The sequence below is a fragment of the Pedococcus sp. KACC 23699 genome (assembly GCF_045348425.1).
Taxonomy (GTDB): domain Bacteria; phylum Actinomycetota; class Actinomycetes; order Actinomycetales; family Dermatophilaceae; genus Pedococcus.
This window is the reverse complement of sequence record NZ_CP157483.1, coordinates 2889817-2912917: the sequence shown is the minus strand read 5'-3', so window position 1 is coordinate 2912917 and position 23101 is coordinate 2889817. Positions and strand designations below refer to the sequence as shown.

Genomic DNA, 23101 nt, shown 5'->3' with positions numbered 1-23101 from the left:
TCCGTCAGCCCAGCAGTCCGCGCAGCAGGGCGGCGGTGGCGTCGCAGTGCTCCTCCATCGCCGACCTGGCCCGGTCGGCGTCACCGCCGAGGATGGCCGAGACCACGGCGTCGTGCTGGTCGTTGGAGTGGGCGATGTTGGTCGGCAGCACGGGGATCGCGCAGAGCAGCTCGTGCAGGGCCCACTGGGCGCGGGTCACGGCCTCGATGAGCATCGGGGACGCCGACAGGGTCGCGATCGCCAGGTGCAGCCGGCTGTCGGCCAGTCGGTGCGCGGCGTTGTCAGGCGCCTGTCGTGCTACCTCGGCGCTCTCGAGCAGCCAGGCCCGCTGGTCCGGTGCCAACGTCCGCGTCGCAGCGAGGGCGGTGGCCCCCGGTTCGACGACGCGACGAAAGTCCAGGGCGTCGGTGAGGACCGCACCCGTGCGGACGTCGTGCCGGCCTGTCCCGGGCTCGAGCCCCACGTAGGTGACGACCGTGCCGCCACCGCGACCACGACGGGTCGTGACCAGCCCCGAGTCCCTAAGGGCCGCGATCGCCTCGCGCAACGTGCTGCGGCTGACTCCGAGCCGCTCGGCGAGCTCACGCTCCGGGGGCAGCTGTTCGCCTTCGGTGAAGACCCCGAGCCGGATGGCGGTCGCCAGCTGTTCGACGGTCACCTCGAAGGCATTGCCGGGACTCGCGCGCAGGACGACGAGCGGCAGGGAGGTGTGGGGCGCGGCGCTCACGCCCCGATCCAATACCGCACCACCACCAGCGTCAATGGTCCGCCAGAGCACCTTTCCACCCTTCACCGCGCAGCGCCGCACGGGTCATGGTGACGAAACGCACCACACCATTGGCCTGCCGGTGGACCATTTGCCCTGGTGCCCGTCAGGATGAACCGGTGCACATGACGATGCTGTTGACCTCGACGGGCGGCGCCGACCTCTGGGCGCAGGTGACGGACCGGTTGCACGCCGACCCCGGCTCGGTGCCCCACGGACCGGGTGTCGTGGTCGTCCTCGCCATCGTCGTGGCAGTCGTCCTGGTCCCGACCTGGTGGACCCTGGCCAGGGTGGGCGTCACCGTGGTCCACGAGCTGGGCCACGGCATCGTCGGGACGTTGTGCGGTCGCCGGTTCACCGGGCTGGTCCTGCGCGGTGACATGTCGGGCCATGCCGTCACGGTCGGCCGGGCCCGCGGTCCGGGCCGGATCCTGTGCACGTGGTCCGGCTACCCGGCCCCAGCCGTCGTGGGGGCGTTCTCGCTGCACGCGGCCGGCGGCGGTTGGGCGGCACCCGTCCTCGCGGGGACCTCCGCCATCCTCCTGGTCTCCCTGGTGCGCGTCAGGTCCCTCTACACCGCGGGCGTGATGCTGGGGCTGACGGCCGTGACCGCCCTCCTGTGGTGGTGGGCAGCTCCCAGCTGGCAGGGCGGGGTGCTGCTCGGGACGGGCGCGTTCCTGCTCGTCGGCGCCTGGAAGCACCTCGCCGCGGTCCTGTCACAGCCCGGGGCCGGCTCGGACCCGGCGGTGCTCGCCACCCTGACCCCGGTGCCGCGATGGCTCTGGAACGCGAGCTTCCTCGCCGTGCTGGCCGCGTCCAGCTGGTGGGCGGCACGGGGCCTGCTGGGGATGGGCTGAGACCCGGACGCCCGGGTCGGAGGGGGCAGGTCAGACCAAGCAGTCAGACCGGGCAGTCAGACCAGGCGGGTGAGCCAGCCGTGGACGTCCTCGGCGCGGCCGTACTGGATGTCCAGGAGCTTCTCGCGGATGCTGCGGGTCACGTCGCCGTAGTCCACACCCCGCCGGTGGTCACAGCTGCCGCCATCCCACTTCAGCTCCCCGACAGGTGTGATGACCGCTGCGGTGCCGCACGCGAAGATCTCGGTGATCTCGCCGCTGGCCGCTCCGTCCTTCCACTCCTGGATGGGGATCCGGCGCTCCTCGGGCTCCAGGCCCATCTCCTTGGCGAGCTCCAGCACCGAGGACCGGGTGACGCCCTCGAGGATCGAGCCGGTGAGCTCGGGAGTGATGAGCTTGTTGTCGCGGGTGACGAAGAAGAGGTTCATCCCACCCAGCTCCTCGACGTAGGTGTGCGTCGAGGCGTCGAGGAACACCGCCTGGTCGCAACCGTTCTCGATGCCCTCGAGCTGGCCGGCGAGGCTGGAGGCGTAGTTGCCGCCGCACTTGGCCGCGCCGGTGCCGCCCTCCCCCGCACGGGCGTAGTCCATCGAGAGCCAGAGCGTCACCGGCTTGATGCCACCGGTGAAGTAGGCCCCCGCCGGGGACGCGATGACGGAGTACGTCACCTCCGAGGCCGGACGCACGCCGAGGAAGGCCTCCGACGCATACATGAAGGGACGCAGGTAGAGGCTCGCCTCGCCGCCGGCGCCGGAGGGCACCCACGCCTGGTCGACCTCGACGAGCGCCTTGAGCGAGGCGATGAAGTCCTCCTCGGGCAGCTCGGGCAGGGTCATCCGCCGGGCACTGCGGATCATCCGCTGGGCATTGGCCTCCGGGCGGAAGGTCCAGATCGACCCGTCCTCGTGCCGGTAGGCCTTCATGCCCTCGAAGATCTCCTGCGCGTAGTGCAGGACGGCCGCGGACGGCATGAGGGTGATGGGCCCGTATGCCGCGACCTTGCCGTCGTGCCACCCCTGCCCCTTGGTCCACGTGGCGGTGACCATGTGGTCGGTGAAGGTGGTGCCGAAACCGGGGTTGGCCAGTACCGCCTCGCGCTCCGCGTCCGGCCGCAGATCGGTGCGGCGGGTGACCTCGAAGGTCAGCGGGGCGGTGGTCTGGCTCATGGGAGTCCTCCTGCGTCGTTGCGGATCTCCTGCCGAGGTTACCCGCCGGGGCGGCACCTCCGGCAGGAGACTCAGGTGCGGCGGCGGCTCAGAGGCGCGCGGCGATCGCGTCGCCCACCTCGGTCGTGCTGCGTGCACCCGTCCCACGCTCGGCGAGGTCGGCCGCGACCGCCCGCTCCACCCGCGCCGACTCCTCGGTGCGGCCGAGGTGCTCGAGCAGCATGGACACCGACAGGATCGTCGCGGTCGGGTCGGCCTTGCCCTGGCCGGCGATGTCAGGGGCCGAGCCGTGGACCGGCTCGAACATGCTGGGGGCCGTCCCCTCGGGGTTGATGTTGCCGCTGGCGGCGAGGCCGATGCCGCCGGCGATGGCCGCGGCGATGTCGGTGATGATGTCGCCGAAGAGGTTGTCGGTGACGATCACGTCGAACCGCCCGGGGTCGGTGGCCAGGAAGATCGTGGCCGCGTCGACGTGCTGGTAGGCGGTCTCGACCTCGGGGAACTCGGCGCCGACCTCCTCGACCGTGCGGCGCCACAGGTGTCCGGCGTGCGTGAGGACGTTGTGCTTGTGGACCAGCGTCAGGTGCTTGCGCGGACGAGCAGCGGCTCGGGCGAAGGCATCCCGGACGACTCTCTCGACGCCAAACCTGGTGTTGACGCTCACCTCGGTGGCGATCTCGTGGGGGGTGCCGGTACGCAGCGACCCACCGTTCCCGACGTAGGGCCCCTCGGTGCCCTCCCGGACGACGACGAAGTCGATGCCGTCGGGGGCTACGCGCTCCACGGCCAGGGGGCTCTGGACCCCGGGGTAGAGCTTGGCCGGGCGCAGGTTGACGTAGTGCTGCAGCGCGAACCGCAGCGGCAGCAGGACACCGCGCTCGAGGACACCGCTCGGCACCGTGGGGTCACCGATCGCCCCGAGCAGGATGGCGTCGTGACCGCGCAGCTCATCGAGGACCGAGTCGGGCAGCGTCTCGCCGGTCGCGTGCCAGCGACGGGCGCCCAGGTCGTACTCGGTCGTGTCGATCTTGGGCCCGGCGCCCCTCGTGACCGCGTCGAGCACCTTCAGGCCCTCGGCGACGACCTCGGGTCCGATTCCGTCACCGCCGATGACGGCGAGGTTGACGGTGTCGGTGCTGGAGACGTGGCTGGACATGCGGACCACCCTATGAGCGGTCTTGCACGCTGATACTGACGTCTCACATGACGAACGATCGGATCCGAGCCGGCGCGGGCGACCGTGCCTCCACCCCCACCCCATCCCCGCACGGTCGCAGTCCACCAGGGCGACGTGGACGGAGCGCTGCCGCGGACCCGAGAGCGCTTCGCCTCGCCGGCGCCTGCGCCCTCCACACCTCCTCAACTCCTACCTTTGAGGGAGTTGCGAATTCCCTTGTGCAGCAACTGATCTGCGCCATCAATGCGGCATTTCAGGGCTCGCACCCAGGGGACGTCCTCGGTCATTCTGGCCCGAGGACCGACGCAAAATGCCCCTGACAGGACCTCCCCCTGATGGCGTACCCCTCGTCATCCGCTTACTCGACGCCACGTCTCCCAGCGAGGCCTAACGTCGGTGCTCGAAGCAGTGAACGCAGGGCAAACACGCAGTAAACCGAGGAACGGCAGGGGACCTCAGACATGCCTCGATTCGAAACGCGCACGGAGACGATTCCGTCCGCCTCCCGCAGCAGCCGCAACAGTGCAGCCGCAGGCTGGGGAGCAGCCGAGCCGGTGCCGTTCGCCCAGTGCCTCATCTCGCCCGAGGCACGTGCGGCCGCGGACCGGGTGCTCGCGTCCGGCTGGGTCACGACCGGCAACGAGGTCCTCGCCTTCGAGCGGGAGTTCGCCGCCGACGTGGAGGCCGCGCACGCGGTTGCCGTCAGCTCCTGCACGGTGGGGATCGAGCTGGCCCTACGCTCGCTGCGCCTGCCTCCGGGCGCGCCGGTCCTGACGTCCACGAACACGTTCTGTGGAGCGATCCACGCGATCCTGCACGCCGGGCTGCAACCGGTGCTGGTCGACGTCTCGCCGCTCACCGGGCTGACCACCCCCTCCACCGTCGCGGATGCCGTTGCATGGCTGCGGCGGCAAGGAGACCGCCCGGCCGCCATGGTCGTCGTGCACTACGCCGGTGACCCGGCAGACGTCACCGCCCTCGCCCGCGCCGCAGGCCTGCCCCTCGACCGCGTCGTCGAGGACGCGGCCCACGCGGTGGGCACCCGCAGCTCCACCAGACCGGTCGGGAGCCTCACCGCCGCGAGCTGCTTCAGCTTCTACGCGACCAAGAACCTCCCCATCGGTGAGGGCGGCATGGTCACGACCAACGACGCCGACCTCGCGCAGGCCTGGAGACGCTCCCGGTTGCACGGCATGTCCGCCGATGCCTGGCGTCGCTACCAGCCCGGGGGGTCGTGGCGCTACGACGTGCACGAGCCGGGCCTCAAGGCCAACATGTCCGACGTCCAGGGCTCGATCGGTCGGGCTCAGCTGCGCCACCTCGGCGAGTGGCAGGCCCGCCGTGCCGAGATCGCCCGCCAGTACGACGAGGGCCTGACCGACCTCGTCGGCCTCGCTCCCCCGCACCGCCCGCTCCCCCACGAGGGCACCCACGCCTGGCACCTCTACGCCGTCAGGGTCACCGAGGAGGCCGGGACCACGCGGGACCAGGTCGCCCAGGTGCTGGGCGAGCACTCGGTCGGGGTGTCGGTGCACTTCATCCCCGCCCACCAGTTCAGCGCCGCCGCACGTGGCGCCTACGGAACGCCGCGACCGATGCCGGGGGCCGACCAGCTCGCCGAGCAGACCCTGTCGCTGCCCATGCACCCGTGCCTCACCGACGCCCACGTCGAGCGCGTGCTCGAGGTCCTCGCGGCTGCTCTGCCCTCGAGGGTTTCGAGCGTCGTCCCCACCGCTGCCACTCCCGCCAGCATCACCAGGGCAGCCAGCACAGCCAGCATCGCCACCGCCGCTGGCGCGGCTGCGATCGCCACCGCCGTCAGGACGATCCCATGACCCAGCTGAGCAGTCGCCCCATCCAGGTGAACATCCCCCGGCGCAGGACGCGCCCCGGCCTCACGACGCTGGTGGTGGGCGCGGGTGAGGCCGGTCGAGCGCTGACGCGAGACCTGGCCCGGGTGTCGTCGTTCGGGCTGGACCCCATCGGCTTCCTCGACGACGACCCGCTCAAGCTGCGCACCCTGGTCGCGCGACGTCCGGTGCTGGGCACGTTGGGCGACCTCGAGAGGGTCCTGGAGGAGACGCACACCGAGGTCCTGGTGATCGCGATCCCCTCGCTGCCCGCCAGCGTGATCCAGAGCATCGGGGCCCGCGCGATGGCGTGCGGCGTGTCCGTGCGACACCTGCCACCGTTCCTGTCCGCGCTCCAGCGCCAGGTCGCCGGCACCGACATGCAGTCCCTGCAGGTGCGCCCACTGATCGGCCGGGCCGAGATGCACGTCGTGAGTCGCGAAGCCGCTCACGACATCACGGGTCGACGGGTCCTCGTGACCGGCGCCGGTGGGTCGATCGGCAGCGAGCTGTGCCGCCAGATCCAGGGCTTCGGCCCTGCCAGCCTGGTGATGCTCGACCACGACGAGTCCAACCTGCACCGGTTGACGCTCGAGGTCTCGGGCCGTGGCCTGCTCGACACCGACGAGACGGTGGTGGCCGACATCCGCGACCGCCCCAGGATCCACCAGCTGTTTCGGGAGCACCGGCCCGAGATCGTCTTCCATGCGGCTGCCCTCAAGCACCTCCCCGTCCTGGAACGCCACCCCTGCGAGGGCGTGAAGTCCAACGTCCTCGGGACGCAGAACCTCGTGGAGGCCGCGGTCGCCCACCGGGCGTCGAAGCTGATCCTCATCTCGACCGACAAGGCCGCCGACCCGAGCTCGGTGCTGGGCGCGACCAAGCGGCTGGCCGAGATGGTGCTGGCCGACCGGCACTCCCCGACGACCTCGCTCGCCTCGGTGCGGTTCGGCAACGTGCTCGGTTCCCGCGGGTCGCTGCTGCACGTGATCAAGCAGCAGGTCGCCTCCGGTCGTCCGGTCACGGTGACGCACCCCGACGTGACGCGGTTCTTCATGACCGTCGAGGAGGCGGTGGGTCTCGTGCTCGAGGCAGCCCACATGTGCGAGCGCCCCGGCACCTTCGTCCTCGACATGGGAGAGCCGGTGCGCATCGTCGACATCGTCGAGCGGTTCGCGGTGATGCTCAACGCCCGTGACGTCGACATCCAGTTCACCGGGCTCCGGCCCGGGGAGAAGCTCCACGAAGAGCTCTTCGGCGCCACCGAGGACGTCGACCCGACGGCGCACGCCCGGATCGCCAGGGCCAAGCCGCCCACGACGTCGTCCTGGTTCCGGGCCCGGCTCGAGGACCTGTACGAGAGCGCCGAGCACAACCGCCCCGACGAGGTGCGCGCCCACCTGCGGGCCCTGGTGCCCGAGTACACGCCGACGGTCCCGGCCCACGCGGCGCTGGCCGCTCCCTACCCCGACGACTACTGAGCGACCGATGACCACCGAACCCTCGACCACCGAGCACCCCACCACCGTGCAGCACACCACCGAGCACTACACCACCGAGCAGACGAGGCGCCGACCCATGACGAGTCCCCCGGTCCCCCGGACCACCCAGGCCCAGATCCTCGCCGGGCCCACCGTGTTCGAGGACGAGCACCTGCTGCCCGCCGACCAGGACGCCCTGCTCCAGGTCCGGTCGCGCCTGCAGGACACCGACCTCGCCGCGCCCCCGGTGGTGCTCCCGGACTTCCACCACAAGTCGAAGATGGAGCTGCCGTCCAGCGTCGCCATCGCCACCCGGGGCACCATACGTCCCGACCTCACGGGGTCCTCGGTGAACTGCGGCATGGCCCTGATCGCCCTGGACTCCGACGACGCCGACCCCGCCGCGGTCGAGCGCTTCATGCGCGGGGTCCGCGAGCGCTACCCCTACCCCACCAAGGGCGGCCGTGAGCTCAGCGCCACCGAGGTGCTGTCGGCAGCCGAGCACGGTGCGGAGTTCGGGGCCGACCGCTGGGACCTGCCGGCCGAGGAGCTCGAACGCATCGAGGAGGGCGGACGCCTGGACCTCGAGCCGTACGGCGGCATCGAGCGGTTGCAGAAGGAGCTCCCCGGCTTCGCGGTCCAGCTGGCCCGCTTCCGGTTCGGGACCGTGGGACCCAGCAACCACTTCGTGGAGCTCCAGCGCGTCGAGGAGGTCCTCGACCCCGAGACCGCGTCGCGTCTCGGGGTGCATGAGGGCCAGCTCACCGTCCAGTACCACGGCGGTGGCGGGGTGCTCGCCGGTGAGATCGGTCGGTTGTTCACCCGGCGCAAGGACTACCCGCGCCAGGTCAAGGCGGTCAACCTCGCGCTCAAGCCGTTGTTCCACCTGCGCACGGCCCGCTCCTGGCAGGCGCTGCGTGAGCGCCTCGACCTGTACTTCACCGACGGCTGCCCGCCGATCAGCCTCGACAGCGACGAGGGCCAGCGGCTGATGCTCGCCAACGCGGCGGCGATGAACTACGGCTTCGCCTTCCGGGTGTCCACGTACGCCTCCCTGCGCCGGCTGGCCAGCGAGTGCTTCGGTGGGGGGACAGGCCGGCTGGTGGTGGACTCGCCGCACAACAGCATCTACGAGGAGCCGGTCGGCGACGGGCGAGGAGTGGTGCACCGTCACAACTCCTGCCGCGCCTACACCGCCGACATGATGCCGGCGGGGACGACGTTCGCAGAGACCGGGCAGGCGGTGCTCCTGCCCGGCACCCACCGCACCTCGAGCTTCCTCGCGGTGGCCGGCGAGCACGCCGACCGGAGCCTTCACTCCGCCTGCCACGGTGCCGGCACCGTCGTGTCCGACCTCGTCCGGCGGGGCCTGTCCGGGGCCGACCCCCAGGGCCGCCAGACCCTGCGCTTCCGCTACAGCGACGCGGCGCCCACCGATGTCGCCCACTACGACGACAACGGCGTCACTGCGGCGCTCGACGTGCTCCGTCGCCACGAGCTGGTGCGTCCAGTGGCCCGCATGCGTCCCATCGCAGTACTGCACTAGGGGATCACGGTGCCGCCCACCCTCTCCGTGAGCCGCTCCCCTCGAGCGGGCACACGCGCGCGAGCGGTGCTGGTGTGCGCACACGCTCGGGCCGTGGCAACGCCGGGGACGCGGGCCTTGAACCCCACCCACCACCACAGAGCACGACACGACAGCACGACCCCTCGGCTCGGCAGGACGGGCAGAAAAGTGAGCACACCATCATGACCCTGGACGAACTCTTCCGCCGCGTCATCCGATCCCACATCGTGCTGATCACCGTGCTGACGCTGCTGCCGGTGGGCGTGGTGCTCGCACTGACCCGGGCGACGCCGTCCCAATGGGACGCCAGCCTCAGGATCCAGTCCACCGCGACGGTGCCGAGCAGCTCGACCGAGGCCGAGGGACTCAGCTCTCGGGTGCTCGCCATCGCCACCACACCGAACGTGGTGGACGAGGCGATGCGGTCGGCAGGCCTGCGGGGCGACCCAGTGACGATCGCCGAGCAGCGGGTGACTGCCCAGCGCCTCGGCGAGTCACCGATCGTGGAGCTGTCGGTCACCGAGAGCACCGAGGCCCGCGCCCGGTCGCTCGTCGACTCGCTCAGCGTGGGCGTCCTGTCCTTCATGAACAACGCCGACCGCCAGCGGTTCGACGACGCCAACCGTGACGTGAGCCGCAAGCTGGCCGACGCCCGTTCCCAGCAGGACCGGTTGGCCCGACGGATCCTCGTCACTGCTCCCGGCCCGGTCCAGGACCGGCTCTCCCAGCAGATGAACCAGGCGCAGCAGACAGCGGCCGAGCTCAGCGCGCAGGCCTCCGCACTGACGCTGGCCGACCTCGCTCGCGGTCGTGCCGTCATCATCGACCCGGGCCACGCCACCGTCGTCCAGGTCTCGCCGTCACTCGGCCCGCGCCTGGGCCTGGCCCTGCTCCTCGGACTGTGCCTGGGTCTGGCTGCAGCCGCCGCCGTGGAGACCCTGCGCCCCAAGATCCCTGACGCCCGGGGCCTGGCCCGCGCGCTGGACACACCGGTGCTCTCCTCCACCCGTCAGGGAACCGACGTGACAGCCCAGACCCTGTCGCTCGCCGCCAGACGACACGGTCATCCCACGCTCGTGCTGCTGCCCGCCAACCCCGACGTGGCGCACGAGCAGCCGATCGTGTCCGCCCTGGTGCGATCGCTCACCAGGCGCCCCCCGGCCGAGCCGGAGCACCTCGAGCTACCCATGCTCAACGGCAACCACGCGACCAGCCACGTCGGGCCCGAGCGTCTCCCCCGGGAGACCGTCTTCGCCGACCTGCTCACGCTGCGTCCGGAGGACGAGCCGGGGAGCGGCATGGTGATCGTCTACGTCTCCCCCGTCACGCAGCGCAGCCTCGAGGACCTGCGGGACATGCTCCGGGCCACCCGGTGGCCACTGCTCGGGGTGCTCGACGCCACCAAGCGCGGCCGTCGCCACGCGGCCGAGCCCATCGCCGAGCCGCCGCGCGGGCCGGCCGGGGCGCCCCTGCAGCCCCAGCGCAGCTCCGGGGAGGGGTGATGAGCCCGCAGCCGCAGAGCCTGGTGACGGCCGGTCAGCGGGTCCTGGTCGACTTCACCTCCGACGACAGCATTGGCGCAGCGGTCCAGGAGGCCTCGGGCCGGACCCTGGCCCCCCTCGGGAGCTCTGGCCACGACCTGCGGTTGACCCGGTTGCTGCGTCGGCCCCCGGCCCATGGTCTCGAGCCGGTGGCCCGAGGCGTCTGGAGGGCTGGAGAGGCGGTGTTCCTCTCCAGCGCAGGCGGATCCGGGTTCGCCCAGCGGTGGCGCGCCCTGCCGCCGGGCCTCCCGAACCCGGGCGCCCGGATCGAGGTCGCCAGCACCTGGTCGCCGAGCAGCCGCGAGCGGCTCGCCGCCCACCTGCTGCCCCAGCGGCACCGCGCGCTGAGGGCCCAGGTGCTGTTGCACCACCCGGCGCTGTGGACGGCCGTGGCTCGGGAGGGGCTCAGCCCCTTGCACGTGAGCGTCCTCGAGGTCGAGGGGGTGTGCATCCTGCTCGCGGGACCAGGAGGTGTCGGCAAGTCCTCGCTCGTGGCCGACGCCCTCGCCCACGGGGCCCACGCGGTCTGCGACAACCTGGGGGTCAGTGACGGCGACGTCGTCCACGGCGTGGTCGAGGCTCTGCGCCTGCCCGAGGGGACCGCATTCGGTGGCGGTGGCGCCCGGGCTGCGCACCACCGGCGTGAACACCGTTGGACGGGCAGGGTCGAGTGCCTGCGTCCCCAGCTTGTGGTGGTCGTGCGACGCGACGACCACGGCGAGACCCGGGTCACCGGGCTGCCCAGCGCTGCTGCCGCCCGCGCCCTGGTGGCCGGGACCTACGCCGCCGGCGAGCTCCAGCGGTTCTGGCCGCTCGTCGCCCAGCTCGCCCTGGGCGGCCTCGGAGCGGCCCATCCCCCACTGCAGGAGACGGCATACCGGCTGACCGAGTCGCTGCCCTGCTTCGAGCTCACCCTCGGGGTCCCCGGGAGCGGGCTCGACGCATCCGGCGAGCCCACCCTCAGCCGGCTGCAGCGGGTCCTTGCCCAGGACCTGGCTTCCCAGTCCACCCGGAAGGTCACCCCGTGAACTCACGCATCGAGGTGGCGACCGTGGTCACCAGGATGATCGCCGGAGCCGGCGGAGTCGCCCTGCGCGGGGCTCGGGGGCTGGACCCCTCGCGCTACCGCGTGACGTTCGTGACCGGTGAGGGCGGTCCGCTGACCCGCGCGGCCGAAGCCGCAGGAATGGAGGTCGTGCTCGAGCCTTCCCTGGTGCCGCAGCTCTCCGCACGCCAGGACCTACTGGCCGTGCGACGGCTCACGGAGCTGTTCGCCCAGCGGCGTTTCGACGTCGTGCACACGCACAGCGCGAAGGCCGGAGCAGTGGGACGCGTTGCGGCACACCGGTGTTCGACACCCGCGATCGTGCACACCTACCACGGCTTCCCCTTCCACGACTTCCAGGGAAGGGCTCGGCGGCAGGCATACATCACCGCCGAGCGCCGACTGGCCGCCTACACCGACGTCGTGCTCTGCATCGGGACCGGGGTGTCCAGCGAGGCATTGCGCCGCGGCCTGGTCGTCGACGCCACGCTGCGCACGATCTCCCCCGTGGTGGAGTCGCGGACCGTGCCGCTGACCGCTGCCTCGCGGGCAGCAGCTCGACGGACGCTGGGCCTGGACGACCGCGACGTCGTCGTCGGCACCGTGGGAAGGCTGGACTTCCAGAAGGCGCCGGAGCACTTCGTGGAGGCCCTGGCAGCCCTGCGAGACCCCCGCGTCCGCGGGGTGTGGATCGGCTCGGGTCCGCTCCGTGCCGAGGTGGAGGACCTGGTCCGTCGCCGGGGCCTGCAGGACCGCGTCCTGCTCGCCGGCGAGCGCAACGACGTGGCGGACCTGCTCCCGGCGTTCGACGTGTTCGCGATGTCGAGTCGCTACGAGGGGCTGCCCTGCGCCCTGGTCGAGGCCATGCGGTGCGGCATCCCCGCAGTGGTCACGGCGGTCAACTCCGTCCCGGACCTGATCGTCCCCGGCGAGACCGGGGTGCTGGTGCGCGCCGGCCGTCCGCTCGAGCTCGCCTCCGGCATCCGCGAGCTGCTCGACGAACCCGACCGGACCGCGATGATGGCGAGCAAGGGCCGCGAGCGCGCCGCCGGGGAGTATGACGAGCACCGCCTGGGCGAGATCCTCGACGAGGAGTACTCGCGCGCTCTCGGTCTCCCGAGCCCGGCGGTCGCGCCATCCGGGTCGAGCGCAGCGCCCTCGCACAGGAACGTCGCGTGATGAGGTGGCAGCGCGTGGGCGCCTCGCCCCAGCTCCTCGACCCTCCACCCGGGGCGCTTCCGGTCGCCCACGGTGACGAGGGCCCGAGCGTCCGCGCCGATCGCGCCGACCGTGCGACGGTGGGGCCTGGGCCGGCTGCCGTCTGGGCGCCGCTGTGTCCCCCGGGTACGGTCGCGGTGCCCTGGACCGAAGCCGCGCGGGTCCTTGCCCAGCTCGCCCCGGGCACCCCGGTGGCGATCGTCGCCGATCGCCCCTTCTTGCGACGCTCCGTCCGACGACGATGCGACCGGGCAGGGGTGCTGGTGGAGCGCGAGCTGGTCGCTCTCCCCTCCGGCTCGCGTCCGCTGGTGATCTTCGACGACCACCCGCAGACGGTCTCGGCATTCTGGGACACCGTGGCGATGGTGCCCCCGACACGCGGATGGATCACGGCGCTGGGCAGCCTGGCGCTGGTGCTCGGCGCGCGGGCACCGTGGCGCTGGACCGGTGCGCTGGCACCCGGTCGCCTCGTCCTCGGGGTGCGGCGATGACGGTGCCGCTCCCGATCGCGGGCGCCCTCACGGAGCTGGGACCCAACGGGTCCCGGGTCCTGCTCCTGGCCGCCAGCCGCGACCCCGACGCCAAGATCACGGCACTGTTCGGCACCGCCTCGGGCGCCGGCCTGGTGTGCAAGGTGCCGACCACCGAGGTTGCCCGTGACGCGGTTCGGCGTGAGCGGGACGCCCTGACGTGGCTGCGCCACGAAGCCCTCGACGGGCTCGGCTCGACCGTCCCACGCCGCATCACCGACGTCGCGGGGCTCGCTGCGGTGGAGCCGCCGCTCGAGGTCCTGGTGTCGACCCGCGTGCCGGGTCGCCCGATGAGCGTGGGGTACCACCGCTGGCGGCACACCGCGCGACGTCGCCCCGTCGTCGCGGACGTCCAGGGAGCACTCGGCTGGCTGGAGTCGCTGTGGTCCGTAACTCGCGGGGAGGCGGCACCGTTCACGTGGGCCGACGAGGTCGCCGCAGAGCTGTCCCTGCGGTACGACGCGGGCACCCCTGGCCTGCGTACCGCCCTGGACCAGCTGACCGGTGCGCACAAACTCCTTGCGGCGCACTCGTGCCCGCGCACCGTCGTCCACGGCGACTTCTGGTTCGGCAACGTCATGGTCCGCGACGGTGCCGTGACCGGGGTTGTCGACTGGGAGGGAGCCGATCGCCGGGGCTGGCCGCTGCGGGACGTCGCGCGCTTCCTGCTCAGCTACAGCCTCTACCTCGACCGCCACACCGGTGCAGGTCGTGCGGTCCCCCGGCACCCGGGACTTCGTCGCGGGCAGAACGCCTCGACGCTGCCCTACGCACTGCTCGGCGACGGCTGGTACCCCGATCTCGTGCGCGCACGACTGGTGCGGGCCCTGGACCTCCTGGGCCTTCCGGCAGAGCTGTGGTACGCCGTGGCGCTGACCGGACTCGGCGAGGTCGCCGCCCGGGCCAACCACGACCAGTTCGGGCACGACCACCTGCAGGTGCTGGCGGCGCTGCCGAGCCGGGCGGAGGTGCACGAACCATGACCACCACCGGGATCCAGACCCACGAAGGGCTCTCGGGCGCGCACGCGGGTCCGACGCCGTCGCGGCTCAGGAGCCCGGTGCCTGCCTTCGTGGCCTGCACCGTGGCCCTCACGCCGATCCTCGTGCCCGCCGGTCCCGGCAACAGCGCCCTTGCTGACGTCCCGATGCTCGTCGCGATCACCTTGGCCGTGGTGGCGACGGCGGCGACCGGCGTGCGCGTCCGGGTCCCGTATGCCGCCGGCGTCACCCTGCTCATCGTCGGTGGCCTGGTGGCGACCCTGATCTCCGGCGCACCGGCGCGCGTGGTGCTCGTCCTCGCCCAGGACCTCCTCCTGCTGCTGTGGTCCTTCGCCATCGTCAGCGGCCGCGGCGACCCGCAGATGGTGGTGGCGCTGACGAAGGCCTGGTGCCGCACGGTGCCGATCGTGGCCCTGATCGGCCTCCTCTCCTACATGGTCGGGTTCGGCCCGCTGTCCGGCGTCACGGCGGCCGACGCGTCGCGGGCCTCCTACACCTTCGGCGACCCCAACCTGGCCGCCAACTACCTCGTCCTCGGTCTGGTGGTGATGTTCGCCTGCCGTCGACCGGTCAACATGCCGCTGCGACGGCTCTGCTACCTCCTCGTCCTCGCGGCGATCGTCCTCACGGGCAGCAACGGCGGCGCCATCGGCCTGGCACTGGTCTTCACCGGGCTCGCCATCCTGCACGCCTGGCGGCGGGAGGGACCGACGGCTGCCCTGCTGGCCCTCAGCCTCAGCGCTGCCCTCGTGGTGGGCGGAGCGGTGTTCGTCAGCCCCCACGTGGACCTGACCAGCGTCCGTGAGGCGGCAGCCGGCTCGATCCCCCTCTTCCGCGACTCGGTGGGACGCAGCAACAGCTCGGTCAGTGAGCGCTCGGCGCTGTTCGACGAGAGCACCCGCCTGTGGTTCCAGGGGTCGGGCAGCGGGTACGGGCCGGCGAGGACCAAGGCGACCCTGCTCGCCTTCCAGGCGCCATACGTCAAGGAGGCCCACAACGACTACATGGCCACGTTGCTCGAGCGGGGCCCGATCGGCGTCCTCGGCCTGATCCTGCTCTGGCTCGCCACCGGGGCCAACCTGCGCAAGGTGCTGACGCGCCGTCTCCCGGCCGGTGCCCGCGACGCGGTGCCCCGCGCGTGGGCGCTGGCGGTCGGGGCACCCGTGCTGGCCGTGTCGGGCGCCTTCTACGAGGTGCTGCACTTCCGGCACGCCTGGACGTGGCTGGGCCTCGTGGCACTCCTCGCCCTGAGCACCGAGGGCTCCGGGGCTCGCAAGGTCGCGCGATGATGCGCCGCCTGACCCGGGGCTCCGACGGCTGGCTGCGACAGGTCGCCGGCAACGTCTCCGCGCGCGCGGTCGCCATCGGGGCGCTGACCGCCGCGACGATCCTCATCGCGCGCACCGGCGGCGCCGACGCAGTGGGCAGCTACGCCCTGCTGAGGATGCTGCCGGGACTGGTCGGTGTGCTGGCAGTGCTGGGTCTGCCCAACGCCATGGCCTTCTTCCTGGCGCCGGGGCGTGGTGAGCACCGGGCCCTGTGGCCGACCATCGCCATGATCGCGGCGTCGGGAGCGGCCGCCGGCACGGTGCTGTGGTGGCTGCTGACCCCGGTCCTGCGGCACCTGTTCTTCAAGCACGACTCGACCGCGCTGCTGCTCCTCACCGGCCTGACCGTCGCCAGCCAGCTGGTGATGACGCTGGGCAAGACCGCACTGCAGGGGTTGCAGCAGCGACGAACAGCAGACCTGGCGATCGCCGCCGAGGAGGTGGCCTTCCTGCCCCTGTTCATGGTGGGCACCAAGGTGACCGGCCACGGCGATGCCACGATCGTCTGGGCGCTGATGGGGGCCGACCTGCTCGTCGGGCTCTGGGCCTGGCACCGGGTCGCGCTGTCGGAGCGGTGGACGCGCTGGGGCCTGGCGGGCCCACCCCACGGGTGGTGGGGCCGTCCGGACCGACGCCTGGCCAAGGAGATCGCGTCCTACGGCACTCGTGGGCAGGTCGGTGGGCTGGTGACGCTGCTGAACGCCCGCCTCGACTTCATGTTGCTGGGCGCGATGGCGGGACCCGCCGTGCTGGGCACGTATGCCGTGGCCTCCAAGTACGCCGAGCTGCTCCGCCTTCCCTCGCTCGCCCTGAGCTGGACCGCCTACCCCCGGCTGGCGGCGGTGCGGCCCGCGGAGGCCGCCCACCGGGCGCGCAGGATCGCCGGACCGGCGCTCGTGGGGGTCGTGGCGATCGCCGTCCCGGCGTTGCTGCTCGCCGCCCCGGTGACCCACCTGCTCTACGGCAACGGGTTCGACAGCGCGATCCGGCCGGCGCAGATCCTCGTGCTCGGCATGGTGCTCTCGGGCGCAGCGGGTGCCGCGACCGGCCTGCTCTACGCCCAGGGCCGGCCGGGCATCAACTCCCTCCTGCTGGGTCTCGGCCTGGTCGTCACCGTGGTGCTCGACCTGCTGCTCATCCCCCGTCACGGCGCAATCGGGGCGTCGGTCGCCTCCACGTCGGCCTACCTGCTCAGCGACGGCGCCCTGGTCCTGCTCCTGCTGTGGTCGACCCGCACCGCGCGGGCTCCGACCTCGGCGCGCACCACAGTCGTCGTCCCCCTCACGACGGACACCCCTGTCGCCGTTGCACCCCACGATGCCCAACAACGCAGCGCAGGGCGTGCATCGTGAGCACCCGCAACCCCACCCGCGCACTGATCGGCGTGCTCACCGCCCTGCTGCTCGGGGCGACGGCGTGCTGCCACCCGCCCGCCCTGCCCTTCCTGGGCTCCTCGCCGTCGGCTCGGCCGTTGCCCCCTGCTGCGGCCGGGCCGACTTCAGCACCTCCCCGACCGTCCGGGACACCGTTGCCCAAGGTCACCCTGACCTCGCTCAAGAACCTGGACCCCTACCAGCGGGTCGGCAGGCTCCTGCACAGCCAGGGCACCGCGGTCTGGTGGGAGACCGACCTCGTCGCTCGCTGGCTCGAAGGCCCGGCCAGCTTCGACCGGGCCGTGCAGCGGGTGGCTCTCCTGTCGCGTGAGCCCGGGACCGCCGGGATCAAGGTGGCCGACGAGCTCGGGTACCACGACGGACTCAGCACCCCGGCCCAGGCCAAACAGTTCCTCACGGACACGCGTGCCGCACTGAAGGCCGCAGCACCACACGTCCCGTTGCTCGTCGACGTGGTGGTTCTCGAGCTGGGTTGTCTCCCAAGGTCATCCGGGTCGATCGAGTGCGTCCAGCACGCCAGGGCCGTCGCACCCGCGGCAACCTATGCCGCCATCACGACCTACCTCCAGGCGGGGCTGATCGACCACCTGAGCGTCAGCACGGGCCTCGGCGTGCCCGACAGCTACCCGGGTGGGGACCTCGCCCTGGCCCAGAACCGCGCCTGGTCCTACATCGCCCAGGGCCCGTGGCCCTCGCTGACCGTGCTCCAGTCGCGCAAGGCGCTTGCCGTCCCGAACGGGTACCACGGGAACACCACCCAGGACGTGGCGACCTTCGTCACCACACCCCAGTCCCGCGGGGCCAAGGCGACCGACCTGTGGACCTGGCGCCAGCGCTACCAGGGGTCGGTGGTCTCGTTGTTCGGCAACCACCCGACCCAGAACCCCTTGTGGCCGGCCCTGCTCGCCGCACGGGCCCAAGGGGCTCACCTTTTCACCCACATGACACCTTCGGAGATGCCGACGAATCTTGCGGCGCTGGCAGCCGAGTGCCAGCTGGCCTCGCAGGTGTTCAGCGACGTCTTCGTGGCGGCAGGGACGGGATGACCATGGACAGTTCCGTCGACCCGGCAGCGTTCGTGGTCACGATCTCCCGTTCCCGTCGAGCCCTCGACATCGTCCTGGGAGGCCTCGCGCTGGTCCTCGCGTCGTGGATCCTGCTGCTGGCCGCAGTCGCGGTCCTGCTGGTCCAGGGACGACCGGTGTTCTACCGCGCCACCAGGGTCGGCGAGGACGGCAGGCCGTTCCACCTCTTCAAGCTCCGCACGATGCGCACCCCCACGGGCTCCGACCGTGGACCGGGGGTCACCGCGTCCGGCGACCCCCGGGTCACCGGACTGGGGCGGGTGCTGCGCCGCCTGAGCATCGACGAGCTGCCCCAGCTGTGGAGCGTCGTGCGCGGGCAGATGACGCTCGTGGGGCCGCGGCCCGAGAGCGTGGAGCTCGCCGAGAGGTATGACGCCCGGAGCCGCACCGTGCTCCGCGCCCGGCCCGGGCTCACCGGTCCTGCGCAGCTGCGGTACCGCGACCGTTCGGCGACGCCGCCAGCAGGGTGGACGGTCGAGGACTGGTACCTCCGGGAGCTCGTACCGTTGCGTGTGGCGGCCGACCTCGACTACCTGCGTCGTCCGACGATGCGACGCACCTTCTACTACCTGGCGATGACCGCACTGTTCGTGGTCGGCCTGGTGGACCTCGGCGAGGGCGAGGTCAGGAACCAGCAGCCACAGGGGCCCGAACCTGCAACGGGTCACACCGGGCGTTGAGGCACTCGCCGCTGGACAGGTCGAACTCGAAGTTGTGTCCGAGGCACCGCAGCACCGGCCCGTCCGCTCCCTGCACCACGACCCCGGTCTCGGACAGGTCCTCCCCCGCGTGCGGGCAGTAGCGCCCCACGACGTGGCGTTCGCCGCCCACCTGGATCTCGGTGACGGCATCGGCGTCACGCTCGCTCTCGAACCGTTCCACGGCGCGCAGAGCAGCCAGGTCGGCGTGCTTGAGCAGGCCGACCAGGTAGTCGTTGTAGTGGTCGGGTTCGCGGCGGGCTGAGAGCCGCAGCGAGAGCAGCATCTCCTCCCAGCGCGTGCGTCCGTCCACGACGCCCGCCAGCCACCGTGACGCGATGCACAGCCGGTAGTTCGCCGGGCCCTGACCTCCGTCCAGGTCGACACGCACCGTGTCGGGGCCGATGTGGGCGTCCCAGACGCCGCCGCCGGGACCGGTGATCTCGAAGCGGACCACCATGCCGATGCGTGCCAGGAAGTAGGCCGACAGGGTGGCCAGGGACTCCAGGTGCTCGCGGAAGGCCAGGCCGAGCCCCGGGCCCTCGGCCGGCTCCGGATGAGCTGCCCGCACCTCGTCGATCGCCGGGCGCCGCCTGGCGGCGTACGCCTCGAGGTAGGCCCGCCGAGCGGCCGGGCCGGCCGTGAGCGAGAAGCCTTCCCACTCGGGGTCGCGAACGACCTCGAGGTCGGTGAGGTCGATGCTGTCGCCTGGCAGCAGGTAGGTGCTGCGCTGGTCGGCGACCCGGTTGCCGAGCCAGGCGACTGCCTCGTCCTGGTCGGGGAAGATCCCCGACCCGTGCAGGCCGCTGTTCAGCTCGAAGAGGTCGTCGTCGAGGAAGCACGGGGGCCCCGCATACGGCATCACCATCCGAGGCCGGACCCCGCGCACCAGGCGCCCCACCGCCGAGAACTTGCCCAGCCGCTTGGCCTCGCTGATGCGCTCCTGCTCCTCGGGCGTGTACTCGTAGCAGACCGGGTGCCAGCTCGCACCGGACATCTGCAGCCCCATCAGGTCGATCGGCGCCCCCACCTCGACCACGGCGCGGCGAGCCTGGGCCAAGGAGATGCGGGCGTCGTTGGTGTGCAACACCGTTCGCCCGTCGACGTGCACGAGCACTGCGGCATCGTGGCTCATCGGACAGTGCTCGGTGATGACGGTCAACCAGTCGTCCTCGCCCCCGAGCGGGAACCGGTCCCAGCTGTCGAGGACGACGACGTTGTCGTGCCCGGCGGCGACGATGCGCCGCTGGAGGATGGTCGACGGGTATCGCGGCACCACCACCGGCACGTCCTGGGGCAGCCCAGCGATGAGCTCGAGGTCGAGGTGGTCGAGGTGCTCGTGGGAGACGACGACCACATCGGCGTCCCGCACGCGCGGTCCGTCGAGGTGCGCGTTGTCCGGGAACGGGAACCACGAACCCAGGAAGGCCCCGGTGCGGCTGAACCATGGGTCCAGCAGGATGCGGCGGCCGGTGCTCGGCACCTCGATCTTCAGGCCGGCATGGCCGAGCCCGGTGACACGCACGGACCTGGCAGTGGGCTGGGGAGCGACCGTCATCCACCCACCTTTGCCCACGCGACGTTCGGTCGCGTCGCGCGGCAGGACGACCACTGCTACGCAAATGGGCCCATGGGCGACACCCCCCTTCGACGGTCCTCGCCCACCAGGACCTCACGACGAACGGCCCCGGCGGGTCGCCTGGGGCCGTTCGTCGTGGCGTGCGTGCTGGCACCGCCGGGATGGGGCTGGGTCAGTCGTCGGAGTGACCCTGCTCGCGCAGGTCCATCGACTCCTGCAGTGCCTGACGTGCCTTCTGGGCTTCTTCGCTCATGGTGTTCAACTTTCGTGAAATGCCCTGTGTCGCACAGGGACTCGGGTTCAATGGAATTCAGCGGGGGCCACTCCCGGATGACGGGGTGCCTCGGTCAGCCATGCACGCGGGATCTCCGCGGCGAGGTGGCTGACTACCGGAACTCGCCGCGGCGGATAAGAATCAGGACCCGCTGCGTCATGGTTTGAGATTAGGTGGACGTCCAACTATTTGGTACCCGGCTCCCACACAGTGAGACGCCTCTGGACGTGACCCGCGTCTCGTGGATGCCGTCCCAACGCCTACGGTGAACTGTGCTTCCCGACGGATACGCCCTGCGCCCCTTGGTGATCGACGATGCCGCAGCCCTCGCCGCCGCAGCCCTGCGCAACCGCGAGCACCTGCAACCGTGGGAACCCCAGCGCCCGGAGTCCTTCTTCACCGCGACCGGCCAGCGCGAGGTGGTGGGCGGTCGACTGCGCCAGGTCGAGCTGGGGCTCTACGACTGCTCCTTGCTGTGGCACGGCGAGGAGGTCGTCGGAGCCGCCAACCTCCAGAACATCGTGCGCGGCGCCATGCACGGTGCTGACGTGGGCTACTGGGTCGACCACCGCCACCTGCGCCGCGGTCTGGCCGTCGCCCTGCTCGAGCACCTCGTGGAGAGGGCCACGGCGATCGGCCTGCACCGCCTCGGCGCCAGCACCATGGTCGCGAACGTGGCGTCCCAGGGCGTCCTGCGCCGGTGCGGCTTCGAGGAGTGCGGCCGGATCCCGCAGTTCCTGTTCCTCGACGGCGCGTGGCGCGACAGCCTGCTGTTCAACCTCGTCCTGCACGACGACCCCCTCCCGGCCTGACCCGGCTCCCCCGGAGACGGGTCAGCCGACGAGGTCGACCACACTGACCTCGGCGCCGACCTCGGACGCGATCGCCGCAAGCACGTCGGCAGGGATCCCGCTGTCGACGGTGAGGGCCACGAGCGCCTGGCCACCCTTCTCGTTGCGGGCGACCTGCATGCCGGCGATGTTGACCTGCGCGTCCCCGAGCAGGCGACCCACGGTGCCGATGACGCCGGGGCGGTCGACGTAGGTGAAGAAGGCGAGGTGCTCGGTGAGGGGCACCTCGATGTCGAATCCGTTGACCCCGACGATCTTCTCGATGAGGCGCGGACCCGTGAGGGTGCCGGACACGCTGACCGTGGTCCCGTCGGCGAGGGTGCCGCGCAGCGTGGTGACGTTGCGGAAGTCCTGCGTCGACGGGTCGGTGAGCAGACGCACCTCGCAGCCTCGCTGCTCGGCCAGCAGCGGGGCGTTGACGTAGGTCACCGGGTCCTCGGTCACGTCCGTGAACAGGCCCTTGAGCGCGGACAGCTTCCAGATGGAGACGTCGTGCGCCGTGATCTCACCCTTCACATCGACATCGAGCTGCACGGGCACCGAGCCGGCCAGCGCGGTGAAGATGCGACCCAGCTTCTCCACCAGCGCGATCCCGGGACGTACCTCCTCCGGGACGGCCCCGCCGGAGACGTTGACCGCGTCCGGGACGAGGTCGCCCCCGAGGGCGAGCCGCACGGACCTGGCCACGGAGACGCCGGCCTTCTCCTGCGCCTCGTCGGTGGAGGCGCCGAGGTGCGGTGTCACGACGACCGACTCGTGCTCGAACAACGGGCTCTGGGTGGTCGGCTCGGTCGCAAAGACGTCGATGCCGGCACCGGCGACGCGCCCTTCGCGCAGGGCCTCGGCCAGCGCATCCTCGTCGACGATCCCGCCACGGGCGGCGTTGATGATCCGCACGGTGGGCTTGACCTTGCCCAGGGCCTCCTTGCCGATGAGGCCGAGGGTCTCGGGGTTCTTGGGCAGGTGCACCGTGATGAAGTCGCTCTGCTCGAGCAGCTCGTCGAGCGTGACGAGCTGGGCACCCAGCTGGCCTGCGCGCTGGGCGGAGACGTAGGGGTCGTAGGCGAGGATCTCCATGCCGAAGCCCTTGAGCCGCTCGGCGACGAGCTGGCCGATGCGGCCGAAGCCGACGACGCCGACCTTCTTGTCGAGCAGCTCGACGCCGCCGTACTGGCTGCGCTTCCACGCACCGCCCTTGAGCGCCTGGTTGGCGGGAGCGATGTTGCGAGCCGTCGCGAGGAGCAGACCGACGGCCAGCTCGGCGGCGGAGGTGATGTTGGAGGTCGGGGCGTTCACGACCATGACGCCGGCCCGGGTCGCCGCGGGGACGTCGACGTTGTCGAGGCCCACGCCCGCACGCGCGATGACCTTGAGGTGCTTCGCGACCGCGATGGCCTCGGCGTCCATCCTCGTCGCGGACCGGATCAGGACGGCGTCGACGTCGACCAGTGCCGGCAGCAGCGCCTCCCGGGACGCGCCGTCGACGTGGCGGACCTCGAAGTCCGGACCGAGTGCATCGAGGGTGGCGGGCGAGAGTTCCTCGGCGATCAGGACGATCGGCTTGCTCACAGGGCGGTCCTCTGCGGGTCGAAGGATGCGGGAACGCGGTGTTCGGGCACCGCGCCGTGCCGGCGCACAGCATACGGCGGGTCGATCAGGACGGAAGCTGCTCGACGGCCGGGGCGGACCCCTG

Annotated in this window: 19 protein-coding genes; 14 read left to right on the top strand and 5 right to left on the bottom strand. The window is 71.7% G+C overall.

The window, feature by feature from the left end; genetic code table 11:
* Positions 1-4 precede the first annotated feature (4 nt).
* The gene (locus tag ABEG17_RS13740) at positions 5-727 is read right to left on the bottom strand and encodes a FadR/GntR family transcriptional regulator (RefSeq protein WP_406830041.1); all 723 of its coding nucleotides are present in this window, start codon (positions 725-727) and stop codon (positions 5-7) included.
* Between the two features lie 164 nt (positions 728-891).
* On the opposite strand from ABEG17_RS13740, the gene ABEG17_RS13735 reads away from it, so the two are divergent.
* Complete coding sequence (locus tag ABEG17_RS13735; RefSeq protein ID WP_406830040.1) at positions 892-1623, top strand: M50 family metallopeptidase; 732 nt, start codon at positions 892-894, stop codon at positions 1621-1623.
* A 56-nt stretch (positions 1624-1679) separates the two neighbouring features.
* On the opposite strand, the gene ABEG17_RS13730 is transcribed toward ABEG17_RS13735, so the two are convergent.
* Both ABEG17_RS13730 and ABEG17_RS13725 read right to left on the bottom strand, forming a co-directional pair.
* The gene (locus ABEG17_RS13730) at positions 1680-2789 is read right to left on the bottom strand and encodes a branched-chain amino acid aminotransferase (RefSeq protein WP_406830039.1); all 1110 of its coding nucleotides are present in this window, start codon (positions 2787-2789) and stop codon (positions 1680-1682) included.
* 88 nt (positions 2790-2877) lie between these two features.
* Positions 2878-3945 carry a 3-isopropylmalate dehydrogenase gene (locus ABEG17_RS13725; protein ID WP_406830038.1) on the bottom strand — a complete coding sequence of 356 codons (1068 nt, stop codon included), beginning with the start codon at positions 3943-3945 and terminating at the stop codon, positions 2878-2880.
* Positions 3946-4427: 482 nt separating this feature from the next.
* On the opposite strand from ABEG17_RS13725, the gene ABEG17_RS13720 reads away from it, so the two are divergent.
* The 12 genes from ABEG17_RS13720 (at position 4428) to ABEG17_RS13665 (ending at position 18686) form a co-directional block, all read left to right on the top strand.
* Positions 4428-5801, top strand: coding sequence for a DegT/DnrJ/EryC1/StrS family aminotransferase (locus ABEG17_RS13720; RefSeq protein ID WP_406830037.1), 1374 nt, complete (start codon positions 4428-4430; stop codon positions 5799-5801).
* Positions 5798-7297, top strand: coding sequence for a polysaccharide biosynthesis protein (locus tag ABEG17_RS13715; RefSeq protein ID WP_406830036.1), 1500 nt, complete (start codon positions 5798-5800; stop codon positions 7295-7297). Before ABEG17_RS13720 ends, ABEG17_RS13715 begins: the two co-directional genes overlap by 4 nt.
* Positions 7298-7304: 7 nt before the next feature.
* Entirely contained in the window at positions 7305-8843 is a 1539-nt protein-coding gene (locus tag ABEG17_RS13710) for an RtcB family protein (protein ID WP_406830035.1), read from the top strand.
* Between the two features lie 203 nt (positions 8844-9046).
* Positions 9047-10366 (top strand): hypothetical protein, encoded by a 1320-nt coding sequence (locus ABEG17_RS13705; protein ID WP_406830034.1) that lies wholly within the window; start codon positions 9047-9049, stop codon positions 10364-10366.
* The gene (locus ABEG17_RS13700) at positions 10366-11433 is read left to right on the top strand and encodes a hypothetical protein (RefSeq protein WP_406830033.1); all 1068 of its coding nucleotides are present in this window, start codon (positions 10366-10368) and stop codon (positions 11431-11433) included. The genes ABEG17_RS13705 and ABEG17_RS13700 overlap by 1 nt, the downstream gene beginning before the upstream one ends.
* The gene (locus tag ABEG17_RS13695; protein ID WP_406830032.1) at positions 11430-12629 is read left to right on the top strand and encodes a glycosyltransferase; all 1200 of its coding nucleotides are present in this window, start codon (positions 11430-11432) and stop codon (positions 12627-12629) included. The genes ABEG17_RS13700 and ABEG17_RS13695 overlap by 4 nt, the downstream gene beginning before the upstream one ends.
* The gene (locus ABEG17_RS13690; RefSeq protein ID WP_406830031.1) at positions 12629-13159 is read left to right on the top strand and encodes a hypothetical protein; all 531 of its coding nucleotides are present in this window, start codon (positions 12629-12631) and stop codon (positions 13157-13159) included. Before ABEG17_RS13695 ends, ABEG17_RS13690 begins: the two co-directional genes overlap by 1 nt.
* Positions 13156-14181 (top strand): aminoglycoside phosphotransferase family protein, encoded by a 1026-nt coding sequence (locus ABEG17_RS13685; protein ID WP_406830030.1) that lies wholly within the window; start codon positions 13156-13158, stop codon positions 14179-14181. The genes ABEG17_RS13690 and ABEG17_RS13685 overlap by 4 nt, the downstream gene beginning before the upstream one ends.
* On the top strand, positions 14178-15488 hold the full coding sequence (locus ABEG17_RS13680; RefSeq protein ID WP_406830029.1) for an O-antigen ligase family protein: 1311 nt from the start codon (positions 14178-14180) through the stop codon (positions 15486-15488). The genes ABEG17_RS13685 and ABEG17_RS13680 overlap by 4 nt, the downstream gene beginning before the upstream one ends.
* Positions 15485-16879: a polysaccharide biosynthesis C-terminal domain-containing protein gene (locus ABEG17_RS13675; protein ID WP_406830028.1), complete on the top strand. Its 1395-nt coding sequence runs from the start codon at positions 15485-15487 to the stop codon at positions 16877-16879. The genes ABEG17_RS13680 and ABEG17_RS13675 overlap by 4 nt, the downstream gene beginning before the upstream one ends.
* A complete protein-coding gene (locus tag ABEG17_RS13670; protein WP_406830027.1) occupies positions 16876-17967 on the top strand; it encodes a hypothetical protein in 1092 nt (363 codons plus the stop codon). The genes ABEG17_RS13675 and ABEG17_RS13670 overlap by 4 nt, the downstream gene beginning before the upstream one ends.
* A 2-nt stretch (positions 17968-17969) precedes the next feature.
* A complete protein-coding gene (locus ABEG17_RS13665; RefSeq protein ID WP_406830026.1) occupies positions 17970-18686 on the top strand; it encodes a sugar transferase in 717 nt (238 codons plus the stop codon).
* Here ABEG17_RS13665 and ABEG17_RS13660 read toward each other — a convergent pair.
* Positions 18631-20262, bottom strand: a complete 1632-nt coding sequence (locus ABEG17_RS13660) for an MBL fold metallo-hydrolase (RefSeq protein ID WP_406830025.1) — start codon at positions 20260-20262, stop codon at positions 18631-18633. The genes ABEG17_RS13665 and ABEG17_RS13660 overlap by 56 nt on opposite strands.
* 567 nt (positions 20263-20829) lie before the next feature.
* Here ABEG17_RS13660 and ABEG17_RS13655 point away from each other — a divergent pair.
* Positions 20830-21369, top strand: coding sequence for a GNAT family N-acetyltransferase (locus tag ABEG17_RS13655; protein ID WP_406830024.1), 540 nt, complete (start codon positions 20830-20832; stop codon positions 21367-21369).
* 21 nt (positions 21370-21390) lie between these two features.
* Here the strand turns inward: ABEG17_RS13655 and serA are convergent, their stop codons facing one another.
* On the bottom strand, positions 21391-22977 hold the full coding sequence (gene serA, locus ABEG17_RS13650; RefSeq protein WP_406830023.1) for a phosphoglycerate dehydrogenase: 1587 nt from the start codon (positions 22975-22977) through the stop codon (positions 21391-21393).
* Positions 22978-23101 lie beyond the last annotated feature (124 nt).

Bases quoted from the DNA above. Each gene is read 5' to 3' on its own strand.
- ABEG17_RS13665 (WP_406830026.1), top strand. From the start codon at position 17,970: ATGGACAGTTCCGTCGACCCGGCAGCGTTCGTGGTCACGATCTCCCGT.
- ABEG17_RS13700 (WP_406830033.1), top strand. From the start codon at position 10,366: ATGAGCCCGCAGCCGCAGAGCCTGGTGACGGCCGGTCAGCGGGTCCTG.
- ABEG17_RS13660 (WP_406830025.1), bottom strand. From the start codon at position 20,262: ATGACGGTCGCTCCCCAGCCCACTGCCAGGTCCGTGCGTGTCACCGGG.
- ABEG17_RS13735 (WP_406830040.1), top strand. From the start codon at position 892: ATGACGATGCTGTTGACCTCGACGGGCGGCGCCGACCTCTGGGCGCAG.
- ABEG17_RS13710 (WP_406830035.1), top strand. From the start codon at position 7,305: ATGACCACCGAACCCTCGACCACCGAGCACCCCACCACCGTGCAGCAC.
- ABEG17_RS13680 (WP_406830029.1), top strand. From the start codon at position 14,178: ATGACCACCACCGGGATCCAGACCCACGAAGGGCTCTCGGGCGCGCAC.
- ABEG17_RS13705 (WP_406830034.1), top strand. From the start codon at position 9,047: ATGACCCTGGACGAACTCTTCCGCCGCGTCATCCGATCCCACATCGTG.
- ABEG17_RS13675 (WP_406830028.1), top strand. From the start codon at position 15,485: ATGATGCGCCGCCTGACCCGGGGCTCCGACGGCTGGCTGCGACAGGTC.
- ABEG17_RS13715 (WP_406830036.1), top strand. From the start codon at position 5,798: ATGACCCAGCTGAGCAGTCGCCCCATCCAGGTGAACATCCCCCGGCGC.
- ABEG17_RS13685 (WP_406830030.1), top strand. From the start codon at position 13,156: ATGACGGTGCCGCTCCCGATCGCGGGCGCCCTCACGGAGCTGGGACCC.
- ABEG17_RS13725 (WP_406830038.1), bottom strand. From the start codon at position 3,945: ATGTCCAGCCACGTCTCCAGCACCGACACCGTCAACCTCGCCGTCATC.
- ABEG17_RS13720 (WP_406830037.1), top strand. From the start codon at position 4,428: ATGCCTCGATTCGAAACGCGCACGGAGACGATTCCGTCCGCCTCCCGC.
- ABEG17_RS13690 (WP_406830031.1), top strand. From the start codon at position 12,629: ATGAGGTGGCAGCGCGTGGGCGCCTCGCCCCAGCTCCTCGACCCTCCA.
- ABEG17_RS13730 (WP_406830039.1), bottom strand. From the start codon at position 2,789: ATGAGCCAGACCACCGCCCCGCTGACCTTCGAGGTCACCCGCCGCACC.